The sequence below is a fragment of the Ruegeria arenilitoris genome, from assembly GCF_013035315.1.
Lineage (GTDB): Bacteria > Pseudomonadota > Alphaproteobacteria > Rhodobacterales > Rhodobacteraceae > Ruegeria > Ruegeria arenilitoris_D.
Genome location: NZ_WQHP01000013.1, coordinates 17,786 through 33,726, shown reverse-complemented (window position 1 = coordinate 33,726; position 15,941 = coordinate 17,786). Strand labels below are relative to the sequence as shown.

Genomic DNA, 15,941 nt, shown 5'->3' with positions numbered 1-15,941 from the left:
GTCTTTGCCTTTCCAAGTTTCGATTTTTTTGTCGGTCACTTACCTCGATCTTTGACTAATCACTCCAGAGCGATCACTGTGGAATTTGCGGCGAACCGCAATGGTCCGTACATGATAAGGGCAACGGCCTACCCAAGGAGCAGAAGTAAATAGCTATGAATATGCAATTTCAACGAACATGATTGCACCAACCAGTCGATCCAGCCTCTACAAACGCAAGGAGATTTCCAATGGATAAATACGTGGCCATCGTTTTCGATAGTGAAGAAAGTGCCTACAAGGGAGCTGACGCGATGCGTGATTTGCATCGTAACGCAGAGCTCACTGTCTATGCAGCGGCGGTTATCTCAAAGGACGCCGACGGCGCTGTCAAACTAAAGTCCAGTATTGATGAGGGACCAATTGGCACGGCTTTTGGGATTACGATTGGTGCCATGATCGGCATTTTGGCGGGTCCGGCGGCAGTGGCGGCCGGTGCTGCGGCCGCTGGAACCGCGGCAGCGGCCTCGGCCGCAGCCGGTGGAATGGCTGTAGGCGGTATGACAGGCGGGCTCTTTGGGGCATATCGCGATCTTTGGGTTGCTGGGATCGATAGCATAATGCTTGACAACATCAGCACCGAGCTCCTGCCTGGAAAATCCTGCGTCGTCGCGTCGGTTGATGAGGTCTGGATCACCCCACTGGACAGCAAGATGAAGGATCTTGGCGGGACCGTTTTCCGGAAACTTCGTGCAGACGCGGTGGACGACGAAATGGCGACAGAAATGGATGCCCTAAACCGCGAATGGGAAGCTATGGATGAAGAGCTGCAGGCTGCCAGTGATGAAGCCAGGGCCGCCATAAAGGCCCGAATGGATAGCATCAAGACCAAGATGGATGAGACCGAAGAGAAGATTGACACTCGTCTGGACGAGATCGACCGCGAGTTCGAGGCGAGGCTGCAAGCTATCGATGAGCAAATTGATAAAGCCGCGGATGCAACAAAAGCCAAGTTCGAAAAGCGAAAATCAGAAATCAAAGAAGAGTGGCAGGAGCGCAAAAACAAGCTCGCCGCTTCTGTGCGGAGAATGGCTGACAAGATCGAAGCCTGACCAGAACTTTGGGGCGAGTGACTGGAGTTACTCGCCCTTCTTTGGAAGGAGGTCTGTATGGCCACTAAAGCCGAACTGGAAGCCGAAGTCGCACAACTCCGGCAGCAGAATGAGGCATTAAAAACTCAAAAAGAGATAAGCGCTGAGAGTGACAAGACCCCGGAGCTATCTGATAACTTTCATTTACCGACGGAGCTTTCTGACGCGCTAAAAAAGCATGGGGTCGATGCGGCGGATGTAGAAGCCATGGGCAACCAGCTCGTTGATGAAATGATTACACTTCACAAAGAGCACCCGTTGGTCACGCTTCTGGGAGTCTTTGCCGTCGGATGTATCGTCGGCCGCGCATTCAAATAGGACAGTTCGATGAACCGTATTGGCAGAAATCTCACAATCATTTTTCGGACAGAACGACTGATCACGCGCCGAAGGCTGGCGGTTGTCCAACAGCAAACGGTACTGATGGCTCTCGCTGGTCTGGCTGCCTTGGCTGGTTTGGTTCTGCTGAACCTGACGCTATACCTTGTTTTGACAACTTGGATTTCGCCTGCTGGTTCAGCTGGCATCCTTACAGCTGGCAACCTCCTGCTCGCTGCGCTCTTGTCGGTGATTGCTGGACGCATAAGCGTAGAAGAGGAAATTGCACCAGCCGTCGAGGTGCGGGACATGGCCATCGCCGATATTGAGGATGAGTTGGAAGGTATGGCAACCGAAGTTAGGGATGTTGTTAACTCAGTCAAATCGTTGGGCTCGAACCCGCTAGGGTCACTATCCACACTTCTCGTCCCGTTGATTACTGCCGCGCTGAAAAACAAGGAAAAAAGTTAGAATTCACGACTCTTGATCTGGATTTCTGGATGATTTCTGCTCCATTAGTTCTTGCTTCATGGCAGCAAGCTCAGCTTCTATCTCCGATTTAGGCTTGCTGCGTGATGTGGATCCCTGCTGTTCGCTCACAGGGTGAGAGTGCTCTCCGGGAAGAACACCATCGCTTGAAAGCAGCCGTGCAAAAGGCTGCAACCCTGGGATCTGCGAGCAAACGATCATGATCACGACGGTCAACGGCACAGCAATGAACGCGCCGATACCGCCCCACATCATACCCCAGAATGCCAGCGCAACCATGACGACGAACGTGCTGAGATTGAGTGACTTACCCTGCATTCGAGGCTGTATTATGTTGCCAATGATTGCATCTCCGCCACCGTAGATCACAACAATGATCAGAGCAGGGGTAAGTGTGTAGAACTGCAAAAGTGCCATGATGGCTTGCATTGCGACGGCTAAAAAGAAACCGATGTTTGGTATGAAATTCAAAAGGAATACGGTGAATGCAAGCGATAAAGCAAAGTCGACGCCAAAGAACTTCAGAACGACGAAAGACAGAGTTGCGCTCATCGCGCTGGTGACAGCATTGATCCACATGTATTGCCTGACGCCGATGGATATCGACTTCAATATGTCGCCGACCTGACGCGCTTGCGCTTCGTTCTTGCAGAGCTTGGGCAGTTTTTCAGTGAATGCTCCGCGTTCAGCAATCATAAAAGTCAGATAAAGTACAATCAGACCAATGTTCCCAATCATTCCGGCAGCTGATGCGGCTAGCTCTGATAGGAACCCCTCAAAGTCGATCTCTTTGACCGCGCGCTCTATTGAGGCAACAACTTCAGTACCGACAAAACCTTCCAGTTGTGATTTTAGCTCGACTAATCGTTCATTGTATTTCGACGCAGCCTCCCCCATCGCCGCTGCTTGTGTTGAAACACCGTAACCAAGACCAATCAGCAGCCCGATCACAAGGGCAGTCGCGGAAAAATAGGCCAATGAGCGCTGTACACGCGTTCTCCCAATTGTCGCGGCATCCAAGCGCTCAATAAGCGCCATCGTTAGAATGAAAAGTAGTGTTGCCAAGGCAATCGGAACAAAAAAGTCGCGCCCAAACCATAGGAAAGCAACGATGATGGGCACAGTGACAGTTGTCATGAACCATACGGGAATGGTGGACTTTTGCTCAGAGCGAGGTGAGCCGTTGCTGTCTTGTGGCATAGATTCCCCAGGCGCATGTATGTTCCACTGATAGCCTATCACGTCGACCAAATCTCGATACAGAGCTTTGCATGGCAACGGTCAAAAAACCCGTGTTTTTCAAGCAAGTTGGGGAGCAGATTGTCTCGCCACTCTAGATTATTGTGCCAAATTCGGATGCCTTATGCTCTTATGAGAGGACGGTTAACTCCTTAGGATGGATCATATTAAACTGAGTGCGCGCACATGTCTGCTGAACTGATCGTTGTCGTCATCGTACTGCTGGAAATCGCAGCGATTTACTGTGCCGTTCTAGCCGTCCGCCATGCAAGGACGCCGCAAGGTTCTGTTGCTTGGGTCGTGTTTCTGATCACGGCGCCGTACCTTGCCGTGCCAGCGTTTTTGTTCCTTGGGTCTTTCAACTATGAAGGCTATCTGACAGGCCGTCGCGACAGCGATGAAGTGATAACAGGCTTGGAGGGATTCAGACAGCAGTTTCCTCCAACCAGAACTGAAAACCAGAGTATCTACAGAGCATTAGAAAAAATTGGTGACATACCTGTAGGTTCAGGTAGCGACCTGGATTTGCTCATTGATGGAGAAGCAACTTTTAGCTCCATCTTCGAAGCCCTTGCTTCTGCCAAAAGCTATGTTCTGGTTCAGTCTTACATCATTAACGACGACAAGATCGGGCGCCGCCTACGAGATGTTCTTTTGGATAGGGTTCAAAATGGCGTTTCTGTGCGACTGATTTATGACGCTGTAGGCTGCGCCAAACTTCCTAAATCCTATCTCGAGTCGCTGTCCAACGAGGGGGTTCAGGTCGTAAACGCCCATGCCTATGACGGACCGAAAAGCCGCTTCCAGATCAACTTTCGGAACCATCGAAAAACGGTAGTGGTCGACGGAGAGATTGGGTTCACGGGCGGTCTGAACATGGGCGATGAGTACATGGGCGAAGACCCAAAATTTGGTCCATGGCGGGACACCCACGCGCAGCTTACCGGCCCCATTGTTTTGCAACTGCAACTGATCTTCGCTGAAGACTGGCACTGGGCAACACGCGAAAACCTGATCAGCGAACTCGATTGGGATGTGAAGAAAACAGAAGCCGATAAAGACGCCGTTATCATCGCGACCGGGCCGGGTGATACCTTTGATACCGGGAGCTTCTATTTTTGCACTTTGATCAATGCAGCAACTGAACGTCTCTGGATCGCGTCACCGTATTTTGTCCCCGAGAACGATATTCTGACGTCGCTCAAGCTTGCAGCCATGCGGGGAGTAGACGTAAAACTCCTAACTCCTGAAGTAATCGATCACACCATTCCGTGGCTGGCCGCACTCGCCTATTTTGATGAGGTCATGGATGCTGGCGTCGAGGTATGGAGATACAACGATGGCTTTATGCACCAGAAGGTGGTTCTGGTGGATGACACGATATCATCAGTAGGGACCACCAACTTGGACAATCGCTCTTGTCGCCTCAACTTTGAGGAGACAGCAGTAATCTTTGACGAACACACTGCTTCCGAGGTTGCAGCCATGTTTGAGGCAGACTTCGCAAGATCGTTCCGATTGAAAGAAAAGCTTGCCGACCGCGGATTCAAACAGCGCCATGGTGCCCCGCTGGCACGCTTGTTGAGCCCGTTGTTGTGAGCGATCAGACAGGGCCCAAGTCGCTTGACTTTGTCGCTTGTTCTGGCACCGTTTGGTGAACCTAAACCGTACTGGGACAAGCGCCGATGGATTTAACGTCACTCATGAAAGAACTCCAGCAACGCCGCGACGAACTGAAGCTGCAATTGCATCTTGCCTCAAAAGAAGCAGAGGATGAATGGACAGAACTCCAAGCCGAATGGGACAAGTTTTTGAGCAAATCAGAATTTGACAAGTCTGCTGAAGAAGTGGGCGAAGCAGCCCGCTCACTCGGCCTCAAGATGAAAGCAGCATATGACCGAATGAAGAAGGCTACGTAGATTGCTGTGCCTCTGACAAAGGTAAGCTAGTCATAAGCGCCTGTAATGTCAGAGATCTTCAATGATTTAGCGTCGCCATTTGCCTGAAGGTGTAGGCTTTGAGTCGGATAAGCGAGTTCAGTTTCTGCATCGCGGGTTATCCTGAGGATTGCTAAAGTCAGCCGCTCTGTGACCTGAAGCAACTCCTCCCAGGTCGGTCCCTTAGTCCATGCGTAAATAATGATATCAACGGAGCTTGGCCCGAGTTCATTCACGTAGATGTATTTTGGTGCACCATCGCCAGTATCAAAGTCGCCTGATTTAAGATGGTAATCTCTGATACCGTCGCGAACGGCTTCTATCTGTTGTTGGGTAGACGAAAGCACCAGGGGAACTTTTAGATACACACGTCGCCGCTTCAGCCGTGAGTAATTGAGAACTGTGGCATTCGCTAAGTCCGAGTTGGGGATGTGTCTAGGTATCTGATCAAATCCCACAATTTTGGTTGACCTAAGGTCAATCGCCTCAACAGTTCCAAAAACGTCGCCACCAACAGCGATGGTATCTCCTGTTTCGAAGCGCTTCTCACTAATGTTAGTCATGCCAGCCACGAGATTGCGCACTAAGTCCTGAGCGGCGATGGCTAACCCTGCTCCTAAAACCCCAACTCCTGTCAGCGCGCCCGAAATATCCACTTGCCAAACACGCAACAACGACGTCAAACCGAACAGCAGAATGGCGAATTGCATTACACGCTGAACCCAGCCCGTTTCTGACGGAACCAAAGACAATTTGTCAGTCCACAGCAATGCCGCGAACGGGCCACTTAGTCGATACCATGCGCCAAAGACCGCGATAATCGCGACAGAGCCCATGATCCGTTCTAACAAGAGCTTTGCTACTCCATCTGGCACTAACAATTGAGTTGCAGCAAACAGAGCAAACGCGGACACAAGGATCTCAGACGCAGACCTTAGCTGGGCGTTGACTTCGTCTGGAAGTGATACCGAAAAACGATCCAAAATCTGCCTCAGCAGCTTTAACCCAAGTGCGGCGATCTTACGACGAAGACCAACAAGCAGAGCGCAGACTAGCACCGCCCCAACCAATTGGTCAGGGTACACGGTAGCCATCCACTCATTGAGGCTAACTGTGGCTGAAGCCACAAAGGTCTCGAACGATGTTGTGGTTAAATCCATGCGATCTACGCTGTGCACCTTGGGCCTGAAAGAGTGGCGCAAAAGCACCCGATTGACCATAGGCAGTGGTGTCTGTCGGCGCAATTGACTATATCCACCGGCACTATTTTCGAGCGGTTGAGCGGTGCCCTCCTAATTCTTCTTCGAACCGAGCGCTGAGCTCAGTACCAAGACTCTATTGCGGCAGATTGGTTTGGACAACTCGCCGCCGCGGAACTAGCGCCAAAAATCTGGAACGCCTTCTTTTTGATTTAGCCCTCAGGACACAAAGCTCACAAAATATTGTTTTTGCAGGAGTTTTTCCCGCCTCGGCTCGCATTCAAAATTTTCAACACAATCGACTCAGGGTTAACACTCGAAGCAGCGCGCCTCACACGCTTACATTGGCTCCAGATCGTTTAGTTTCCAACTGTCGTTTCGGTAGGCCTCCGTCGGGCCGTAAAATCGAAAAAGTAAGAAGTAATTCGCAGCGCCCGTGGTCGGGAGGTAGTTAACTCCCTCGTTTAAAACCTCCGGGCCAAAGTAGACGTCCACGCTGCCATCGTCGTTGACTTTGGGCGTCGGGCTTTCTGTCGAGGCCAGTCCGATTGGGTCCGCTCCACGGATATAAGAAGCCGTCGCTACATCGTACACGAGAATAGACCAGAACTGCTCGACCGGGACATCGGCAGGAACAGTCATTCGATAGCTTTTGTCGCCTTCCAATGCTTCACCAAATTTGTCACGCGTCACCATCAAGTACGCCGTCGCTGAGCCGAGCTTCACTGGGGGCGCAATGTACGTGTAGTAAGTGAAGGCCCGATCATCGATAAAGACCTTGTTCTCGTCTTCGTAGGTCATCATCGTTTGGATCATTGAGTTTGCAACTGGTTGCGTCCATTGCGTTTCGTTGCCCCACCTGAGAGGAGGTATCACACTCAATTTATTCTGCAATTCCGCGTGAACACGGGCCATCACATCGTCAAGAATTGCCCGTTCTCCGTCGGTGGGATCAAAAGCCCCACCCCGTTCAATTCCGAGGCTGCTCAACATACCCAACGGGTATTTGTCGATCTCGCGAACCTCTTCGTGATTTATTATTTCCTGCAAACGGTCGAAGAAGCTGCTGTCGAACGGAAACTGCGCAGAATACAAAACATCGTAGATGTCCATATGCGGCAAACGCTCATCGCTGCCGTAGGGATATTGTTGGATGCCGGCACGTATGTAGGCTTCTGCACCTTCGAGGGTCGCAGGCTCGAGATCAGGCGTGATGATGCGTAAAGTACCGTAACCGCGATAGGTTTTGAGGGGCACAGGCAGATATCCTTCCGGCACCTTGGCATCGGTGTTTGCGGCATAGATGAAGTACTTTCCGCCTTCGCCTTTGTCATCGCCATCCGAACCGACATCAACGACCGGTCGCTGCCAGACATCGAGGAATGTGCCAAAGATGCTATATCTCTCAGTCGCAGCCGGAAGCTCCACCACCACTGGGCCGTCCTTGACATCATAAATGAGGTTTACGTAAGGCGTAGAGTTATTGGGCGTCGGTGACTGGAACTTCCAATTGGGTGGTTTAGAAAAATAGGCGACTTGGTTGAGTTTTTGGCCTGAGTCTAATGCTCCGACAATCATTTGATTGCCAGAAACGAGCGGCTGCGCCCAAAGAGCGCTCTCGTATGCACGACGTTCAAACCGCTCCCGCTCAAAATCCCGTTCTTGCGCAGACAACTGTCCGATGGTCATCGCTATCGCCAGGAAAGTGGAAAGGGTGCGAATTAGCTTCATGATACGAGCTCCTGTTTCGGGTAACTCCTGTGACTATTTTGCAATTATGCAATTTTGTCGAGGATCACCCGGAATTGAAAACGATGGGTATGCGCGGTCGACCTCAAAATTCTACTTTGTCTCGCGTAGTGGAGCTTACAGTTCCCATGTCGAACGTCAGCTTTGCCGAAAATTTCCAGATCGCATCGCAGCTCTAGCGAACGACTGCTTCCCGCCCATCTTGACCGCCTTGGTTTCTGCGAACTCTGACTTCTCGTGCCCGCAGCGAAGGTCCGTAAGGTCGGCATTCTGCCCGTTCGTGACAAAAGCTGCATCGGTCGGGAAGGGCTCGAAGCGGTCGTTCGCTGCACTAGGCATGATCGTCCGCTTTGCGGACAAACCCAACTTTAGCTGCACCGCAACAATTGGTTTCAAGTGTAACGGCTCCCTTTTGGGCTTCGGGCGATATTTGACCTCAGTTTTGCCCCAAGTACTGGGTGTCGAGGCGCTTATTCATCCATTTGTTTCTTTAAATCGCTCGGTGCTTTTCCAGTCCAACTGCGAAAAGCATGAGCGAAGCTAGTGGCGTCGGAATACCCAAGCACATCCGCGACTTCGGCAACGCTGGCATTCTGTTCAGTAAGAAGCCTTTCTGCGTGTTCACATTTCAATTGAGCAATCAATTTGCCCAAACTTGTGCCTTCCTTACGCAGTCTGCGAGATAGTTGCTGCTCAGAAAGACCACAGATACTCGCGGCGACTTCGTTATTTACCAGTTGCACCCCAATGTGCGGTTTGAGTGCTTCTCGGACGCTGAATATTGCCCGTTTCGGAGGTGGCGACTTTCCAGATTGCTCTGTCGGACCTTTGAAAAAGTCATCGGCTGAGAATGGCTCCGTTAGCCAGACAGCCGGAAACGCGATTTGGTGTCCGCGGCGATCTCCAGCCAAAACAGTACATCCAAGAAATTCAATCGGAAGAGCTCTGGGGTCACTTATAGTGACCATCACATCATCGGAGTTCCATTTTTCGCCAACAGATCTCTTAATAATTTCTCCAAACATCGCCGCGAAGAACCCATCTATTTGGGCTGGTATGAACGGCGTATCGTAGTATCTGCGACCAAACACGAAACCAGACTTGCCACTAACGTCCAAGTGATGCTCGGTGGAGCTCGAATGATCGGTTGCCACCACAACCAGCTTGGTAAGAAACGATCCTAACGTGATTGCACAGTCCGCTGCCTCAACCAGCGGTGGCCACTTCGATCTTGCAATCATTTTGCCAATTCCCGCCAAGAAGAATGGGTTCTCAGCTGCGGCTGCAACTTCCTCAAAGAACTGATACATAACGATTGCATGAACGAAGACTTCAGGATCATCGAAGGACTCTCTGGCCAATCCTATCCGAGTAAGTAATTCGTCTGAGCGATCATATACAGCATCCAGCGCTGTAAGCACTGGCTTGCCAGTTGCCAGCCGGATCAGGGGTTGCGTTGGACCGCTCATGCCTGATCCCCGGAATATGCAGGGTCCATGATCCACATAGCCATCTTGACATAAAAATATGAACTATTGTCGCGACGCTGACGATTTCCGTCAACAATCGTGTTGCCTTGATCGAAATCGTCAGACCGAACGCGATCAGAACTGTCAGAGTTAACCTCACAATCTGTCTCGTTGCGGCTACCGCCAGCGACCCTTTCTGACACCGCGCTCTTAGCCAAACGGAGGACTCACCGTGACCGAGTATCCTAAAAACACGAACGACACGAAAGCTCGTTTCCAAGAAATCAAGGAAACAACAGACGCTGACATCCGACCAGATGATGATGCACCAAGTTCGCTTATCCGGCGTGATATTCTTAAAGCAGGGAGCGCCGCTGCGCTAGCCGCTGGCTTTGTTGCAGCCACCCGAGACGCTCAAGCTCAAGCGCTCTACACCCCCGATCCTCCTGCAGAAACACCCGACTGGTATGCGACGCCATCCGAACAATTGGCGCCACCGGAAAAACGTACAAGTGACTATTATGTTCCAGAGTTTACGGCAGGAAAAGATGCCAATATTGACTGGTGGTTCGGCCGCAACGTCGGAGGCGTAACAATCGGTCTTATTCAAGCCCGAGCGTATTTGCCGATGGCACCAGGCAACATGGGCAATGCGACTACCTTCGACTTTCCGATGCTTTACCGGGAAGCCGTTCCCCCGAATGTCTTTGACATTCTTGCTCCCGAACCGACCGAGTCCTTCACTAGTGAAATGGTAAAGGCCGCGAAATGGCTAGAGTTGCAGGGAGTTCGTGCGATCATGGCGAACTGCGGGTTCTACGGAACCTACCAACAAGCGATAGCCGAGCAAATCGATACTCCACTTTTTTCCTCCAGCCTACTTCAACTGCCTGCCATGATTGCAAGTCTACCGGCACGTTCAAAAGTTGGCATCGTGACCGCCAACGGTGAGGCACTTGCTGCTTCGCCTGCGATAGAGAACTGTGGCGTGACCCCGCAGCAGAAAGCCGAGCGGCTCGTTATCCAAGGCCTAGAGAATGGTCCTGAAATGCAAAACGTGCTGCAACTCACTGGTAGTTACAACATGCTCGCGCTTGAGAATGAGATCGTAGAAGGCGCGAAGACTTTGGTCGCAAACAACCCGGAAGTTAAATGTATCCTCTTGGAATGCACTGAACTGCCGCCCGCAGCTTACAAAGTTCAGGACGCAGTGCGCATGCCTGTCTGGGACTACACGACACTAACTAAATGGGTCTACGAAGGAACGCTGCGCAAGCCTTTCCTCGGGATTATCTGATCAAAAAAATGCCCCCGGCGGTCGATTTGGTCGTCGGGTACAAAAGCAGGTATCTGATCGTGACCGAACTATTTCGTACACAAGAGCCAAATTCGAAAGGTGCAAGTGTGGCTTCCTCGCGCATTTTCACACTTCTAACTCTGTTAACACTTACTCTGTTAGCTTCACCTTTTGAATTGAGAGCGCAGGATGCTGGAAACACCACCGATTCAGCACCGGTAATTCCAACTGCTCCCACCTCGGTAGAGGGAACGCTGGAGGAACTTGAAGTAGCCAGAGAGGCCGAATTCGATTTCCCTGCAATCGATAATGCGCTGAAACCGTGGTTGGATTGGAAAGCCCGTCTGGCCGAACGTTACGGCTTCAATCTAGGTTTCGATTACAGCTTTAACACGCAGTGGTCCGACAATTCTGTAGGTGACACTCACGCAACTGGTGGGATTTTCCGGGCCTTCTTTTCGTGGGACCTGCTGAATCGATACGATCCTTCCAGAAAAGGCACGTTGGACTTCAGAGTTGAAAACCGCCACCGGATTGGCACGGCTCTGGCTCCAGAAGAACTTGCAGCCAACTTTGGATGGGTCGGAACAAGCGCACCCGACTGGTCTAATCAACAATGGGGTATCACGGTTTTGAAATGGCGCCAGCGACTGGACGCTGGCGATGCTCCGATCGAGCTCAGTGTCGGCTACATGAGTGCATTCTCACAGTTCGACATTACGCCATACTCTGACAACCTTACGTCGTTCCAGAGCAACAGTATAATATTGAACCCTACAATAGGGTATCCGTCAGCTGGTTCGTTTGGAATTTCTGGGTATATCGGCATTCCTCGAACCAATCTCTATGTTCTTGGCATGATCATGGATGCCAATGGCCAATACGACAGCTTGAGCTTCGATACTCTTGGTGACGGTGACTTCTTTAAAGCGCTCGAGTTTGGTTGGACCGATCAAAGCGTGTCTGATGCGTCATTTCTCTTTAACAATGTTCATGTTGCTCTTTGGCACACCGACGATTACAACTATGGTCTGGGCCTAACAGGTAGCTACGCGTTTGAAGACTCACGCATTGGAACATTTGCCCGACTTGCTTGGGCAAACGAAGATGCAAGCACACCATATCAACGATATGCAGCAATTGGCATCACCAAGGGAATTTTCCGTGCCAGTGAAGTGGGTTTGGGAGCTAGTTGGGGTCGCCCTCCAAAGTCAGATGAAGACCAAGTCGCAATCGAAGCCTTCTATCGCTGGCAAATCGCTCAGAACTTTGCCATTACGCCAAGCATCCAGTACCTAGACAACCCTGCATTCAACACAAGCGACAGCGCGGTGACCGTTCTTGGGTTACGAGCGCGACTGACATTTTGATTGGCTTAAATTGCGGTTGCCGGAGACCGCTGCGACTTCTCCAGAAACACTATTTTGCACTTAGGTTACAGAAGCTGCGGGTTCGAGGCAGGCCTCCTCTGCATGGCGGCATTTAGTAGCTTAGTTAATGGCAGCTTCGGGCTCAATGCGGTCATACAAGTGTTTTGATAGTAACGTCTGCTTTCAGAAGGAATACGCCTTAATCATGCATTTTAACTGCGTTCGACAACGGCGGTTGCGCCCTCCCGCAACCACTTGTACCGAACACAGCGTCATTCGAGCCGCCGAAGAGCGGAATTGTTCGTTCTGGGCCAGACCAATCATCGCTGCCAGCGCACCCTCCAGTTCGATCTGCACGCCATCCCGTTCATGTTGGATCGTAACTCGTTCGATCAGGCCCCGGATAATCTCCAAGGCCCCGGTGCGGATCGACGGATCCGATAGAGCCTGCGCCAGATCTGCGACCTTGGAGCGATAGAGTTCGGATAGGTTCGGATGCAGTCGCATCGGCGAGGGCGCAGGTTCGGAGAGCTTCGCCTCAAGATCGGCAATCTGCGCTTCGAGCTCTTCGAGCCTCGCTTGAAGTCCGGGGGTGCGAATGCCCTCAGCGATTGCGTCATAAAACCCATTCAGTTTGCACGCAGCTTTGTCCCGCTCGGATTGCAGACGGGTCCGGGCTGCCTCCACTGTGCCTGCTTCTGCATTGGCCGCTTTGCTGACACCTCATCTACGCCAGTCTTTTGCTGCCATTCAGGCAGCAGTTTTTGTCAGACGACGCTTGTAAGGGAAGGAGAGTATTTTATACGTAGGTGCAATCTAAGTGATTGGTCCAAATACAGATTTATTATCTTCAATTAAGTCAAAACATTGCCAAGAGAATGTGTTGGCAAAGAAGAGTTCGTGTAGGCGCCGATAGGCGACAGCAGTGCAGTTAGTCCTCCGACGATCTAAACACCTCACGACCGATCTCCGAAACCACAATTAGAACTTCTACCCGGGCAAATTGCGAACTTAGCCTTTTGTTCAGTGACATGGACAGTTTGTCCATGTCTCTTCCTGAAACCTGCTTTTTGGGATCTATGAAAACGACCACAGAATGTGTCCGACCTGTTTTCATGACAACGACGTCGATAATATCTATGTCTTCATTGGAGAAATGCTCTTCTGCGGAAATTCTCACCTCTTTGACGATCTCATTTCCCGCTGAGATACCTACCAACTCACCCAAGCTGCTTTTGAAGTCCGCCCAATAGGTGCCAGAGGCAACACAGCACAAACAAATGACAATTATCGAATCGCCTATCGGAGCAACAACCGAGAGAGGGCCATCTTGAAACAGGTAAACAAAGCCAAAACCGATGCCTGCAGTGCCAGTGATAACCCCATCAAATGCTGCTGCCCGGGACTCCAACTTTAAAATGTCGCTCTGCTCTCCTGTTTTTTTCCAGCAACGTAGGTGATTTGCCCAGAGCCCAACGCAAATTAGGCAAATCACGACGGTGTAGACACCAATGACTTCGAATTTCACCGGCGCGGGAACTGTACCGCCTATATATGAAGCAATTTTCGCCAACGCGTTGGTAAAAGCAAATGCGACCAGACCTAAAAGCGACAAGGCACGAAACGTGGTGAAAACTGCTTCATCGGCAGCATAGCCAAACGGTCTTAAATCGTCGGGACGGGCTGATGACTGTCTGCCTACGCGAACAGCTATGATTGCAGCAAAAAAGCCCACGAGAGAGAAGAGCCCATCAACTAGAAGGGCTTGGGAGTTCGAGAGGATCGAAGCCAAGACGCCAGCGAATCCCATTGCAAGGTTGCCCACCATGCCAACTCGCAGGGCGGAGCGTTCAACATTCTGTGCTGTAACCGACATTCTACCTTGCTTCTGCTGGTTTGGATTTCCTTGCTATTTCCGGTTTTGACATAGACATGCCCTTACATACAGTTTCTGAAGGTCCGGCGACATATCCCTCAGCATTACGTAGTCCTGTGATACTAGTTGAGCTTTCCGGCTGATAGACAGATGTTCTCTCGTCGCCAGTTCCAGCGATGTTTAAAAAGCCTATTCCGAGAGGTGACGCGTCTTTTCCAGCCGACGGGCACGAAAAGACATCCTGGGGTAATTCAGAAAATACACTCAGCTGGACCCTGACAGGGGAATTTGGAACCGCCGCTGTGTGTTTTGGTAAACTTGTCATACCCCGGTCCTGATACACGAAACGCAGAGATACCCCTGCGACGTGTCTATCGTGGCAAAAGAAAACCCAAGTGTCGCTTTGCCAAAAAGTGTCCTTTTGATCTGACACCATTTAGCCCTAGCGTCCTTCCGCGACGCCATTGCCGTTGGAGGTAAATTCTCCGGGCAGTTGCGGGTCATGAGCGCTGCTAATCGCCGGTGCCGGACTCTCCTCTATGGTTCTCCGGAAATGCGCGGGTGAATATAGTCCGGTTCGATCCCGTCTTTTTTCATTGCGATGCCGGTTAGAAACTGGAACATTGTTCGCCGAACAAGCCGCGCGGTCTGTTGACCGCGGTTGTCGTAGAAGGGGTTGAACTCTACAAAATCAACACCAACGATGGTCTTTGTCGCGGCAAATTGGCGCAGCATTGGGAAAAGGTCTTCAGGATGAGATCCAATGGGCGAAGAGGAGCCCGTTCCGGGCGCATAGCTCATGTCAAAAGTATCGATGTCAAAACTCACATAGACCAAATCAATGTCCGCGAGGTCCTCGTACATTTTGTTGAACGTTTCCTCGACGCCATCCCGGCGGATTTCGTGGATGTGATAGACTTTCCCCCCTTCAGAGGCCACCTGATCCCACTCTTCGGGACCGAAGACTGGTGTAGACATGCCGTATTGAATAACATGTCGTCCTTCGACCATACCTTCCTGAACAGCGCGATTCATAAAGCTACCTGAATGGTAATAGGCACCAAACTTACCCATGCCAGCGTCTCGGTCGAGATGGACATCGAAATGCAAGAAAGCGACGTTGTTCTTTCCGTAGACATCGACGATGCCGCGGAACGTGCCGTTTGGAACCGAGTGGTCCCCCCCAACGATAAAGGGAATTGCACCGACGGAAGCAACTTCCCGTGTCATCCGACGGATTTCCTCTAAGGTTGCCGCCTGATTGTAGGCATTTAGTCCAGCATCACCGTAATCAACCGCATTTAGGATTGTGAAAGGAGCGAGAAGGGTCTCGTATTCAACCCAACTCAGCGGGAATTTGGGATCTCCGTAACCGCCATAGTCGCGTGTGGTCCGCACCTCGGCCGGTGCCCACATATTGCCCGCCGAATGCGGAAGCGCTCCGGTTGGTGCGCCGAATATGGCGACATCGATCTCGCCGGCCTGTAGATCTTCGGGTGTAAGAGCGACGGGCAGCTTAAAGAACGTTTGAATACCTACAGGCTCCATCTGGAGTTGGTATCTTTGTACGTCCATTGGTCCTGCAGGACGTCCGGATGCTTCACGCTCCGCCCGCCAGATGTCCGTCGACTTGTCCTGTTTGATATTCATCTTTGATGGGTCGTCGGGGACTTGGTGAGGCATCGGTCCGATATTCTCATTCGGCGAAGCTGTGGCGATACCCTTGAGCATTTGTGCCGAAGTTTCCAAAGGAACGACACCAAGTGAGGCGGTCAAAACAGCGGTGGACAACAATTTGCAGTAATTCATCGTCTGCCCTTTCAAATTCAAAGCAATCTGGATTTGAGTTTAGATTGCGGATGATTTTG

The 15,941-nt window shown here is 51.2% G+C and carries 14 protein-coding genes; 7 read left to right on the top strand and 7 right to left on the bottom strand.

Features of this window, described 5'->3' with window-relative positions:
* Positions 1-230 precede the first annotated feature (230 nt).
* From GOV53_RS20200 to GOV53_RS20190, 3 genes are read left to right on the top strand one after another with little or no spacing between them, the layout of a single operon-like run.
* A complete protein-coding gene (locus GOV53_RS20200; RefSeq protein ID WP_170470022.1) occupies positions 231-1,091 on the top strand; it encodes a hypothetical protein in 861 nt (286 codons plus the stop codon).
* Positions 1,092-1,148: 57 nt separating this feature from the next.
* Positions 1,149-1,448 carry a hypothetical protein gene (locus tag GOV53_RS20195; protein WP_170470019.1) on the top strand — a complete coding sequence of 100 codons (300 nt, stop codon included), beginning with the start codon at positions 1,149-1,151 and terminating at the stop codon, positions 1,446-1,448.
* A gap of 9 nt (positions 1,449-1,457) precedes the next feature.
* Positions 1,458-1,919 carry a hypothetical protein gene (locus GOV53_RS20190; protein WP_170470016.1) on the top strand — a complete coding sequence of 154 codons (462 nt, stop codon included), beginning with the start codon at positions 1,458-1,460 and terminating at the stop codon, positions 1,917-1,919.
* Between the two features lie 3 nt (positions 1,920-1,922).
* On the opposite strand, the gene GOV53_RS20185 is transcribed toward GOV53_RS20190, so the two are convergent.
* Positions 1,923-3,137, bottom strand: a complete 1,215-nt coding sequence (locus GOV53_RS20185; RefSeq protein ID WP_170470013.1) for an AI-2E family transporter — start codon at positions 3,135-3,137, stop codon at positions 1,923-1,925.
* 225 nt (positions 3,138-3,362) lie between these two features.
* Between GOV53_RS20185 and cls the strand changes: the two genes are divergently transcribed.
* Together cls and GOV53_RS20175 are read left to right on the top strand one after the other, a co-directional pair.
* Positions 3,363-4,775, top strand: coding sequence for a cardiolipin synthase (gene cls, locus GOV53_RS20180; RefSeq protein WP_170470010.1), 1,413 nt, complete (start codon positions 3,363-3,365; stop codon positions 4,773-4,775).
* A gap of 86 nt (positions 4,776-4,861) precedes the next feature.
* The gene (locus GOV53_RS20175) at positions 4,862-5,095 is read left to right on the top strand and encodes a hypothetical protein (protein WP_170470006.1); all 234 of its coding nucleotides are present in this window, start codon (positions 4,862-4,864) and stop codon (positions 5,093-5,095) included.
* A gap of 26 nt (positions 5,096-5,121) precedes the next feature.
* Here the strand turns inward: GOV53_RS20175 and GOV53_RS20170 are convergent, their stop codons facing one another.
* The 3 genes from GOV53_RS20170 to GOV53_RS20160 all read right to left on the bottom strand — a co-directional run bounded on the left by GOV53_RS20170 (position 5,122) and on the right by GOV53_RS20160 (position 9,530).
* Positions 5,122-6,273, bottom strand: a complete 1,152-nt coding sequence (locus tag GOV53_RS20170; protein WP_170470003.1) for a mechanosensitive ion channel family protein — start codon at positions 6,271-6,273, stop codon at positions 5,122-5,124.
* A gap of 378 nt (positions 6,274-6,651) precedes the next feature.
* Entirely contained in the window at positions 6,652-8,043 is a 1,392-nt protein-coding gene (locus GOV53_RS20165) for a DUF1214 domain-containing protein (protein ID WP_170470000.1), read from the bottom strand.
* A gap of 488 nt (positions 8,044-8,531) precedes the next feature.
* Positions 8,532-9,530 (bottom strand): helix-turn-helix domain-containing protein, encoded by a 999-nt coding sequence (locus GOV53_RS20160; protein WP_170469997.1) that lies wholly within the window; start codon positions 9,528-9,530, stop codon positions 8,532-8,534.
* A 232-nt stretch (positions 9,531-9,762) separates the two neighbouring features.
* Here GOV53_RS20160 and GOV53_RS20155 point away from each other — a divergent pair, with 232 nt between their 5' ends.
* Both GOV53_RS20155 and GOV53_RS21555 read left to right on the top strand, forming a co-directional pair.
* Entirely contained in the window at positions 9,763-10,827 is a 1,065-nt protein-coding gene (locus GOV53_RS20155; RefSeq protein WP_170469994.1) for a hypothetical protein, read from the top strand.
* A gap of 59 nt (positions 10,828-10,886) precedes the next feature.
* A complete protein-coding gene (locus GOV53_RS21555) occupies positions 10,887-12,197 on the top strand; it encodes a carbohydrate porin (protein WP_170469991.1) in 1,311 nt (436 codons plus the stop codon).
* A 183-nt stretch (positions 12,198-12,380) separates the two neighbouring features.
* Here GOV53_RS21555 and GOV53_RS20145 read toward each other — a convergent pair whose 3' ends face one another.
* The 3 genes from GOV53_RS20145 to GOV53_RS20135 all read right to left on the bottom strand — a co-directional run bounded on the left by GOV53_RS20145 (position 12,381) and on the right by GOV53_RS20135 (position 15,897).
* On the bottom strand, positions 12,381-12,884 hold the full coding sequence (locus GOV53_RS20145; RefSeq protein WP_170469988.1) for a hypothetical protein: 504 nt from the start codon (positions 12,882-12,884) through the stop codon (positions 12,381-12,383).
* A 244-nt stretch (positions 12,885-13,128) separates the two neighbouring features.
* Positions 13,129-14,073, bottom strand: a complete 945-nt coding sequence (locus GOV53_RS20140; RefSeq protein WP_170469986.1) for a cation transporter — start codon at positions 14,071-14,073, stop codon at positions 13,129-13,131.
* A 537-nt stretch (positions 14,074-14,610) separates the two neighbouring features.
* Entirely contained in the window at positions 14,611-15,897 is a 1,287-nt protein-coding gene (locus tag GOV53_RS20135; protein ID WP_170469983.1) for an arginase family protein, read from the bottom strand.
* Positions 15,898-15,941 lie beyond the last annotated feature (44 nt).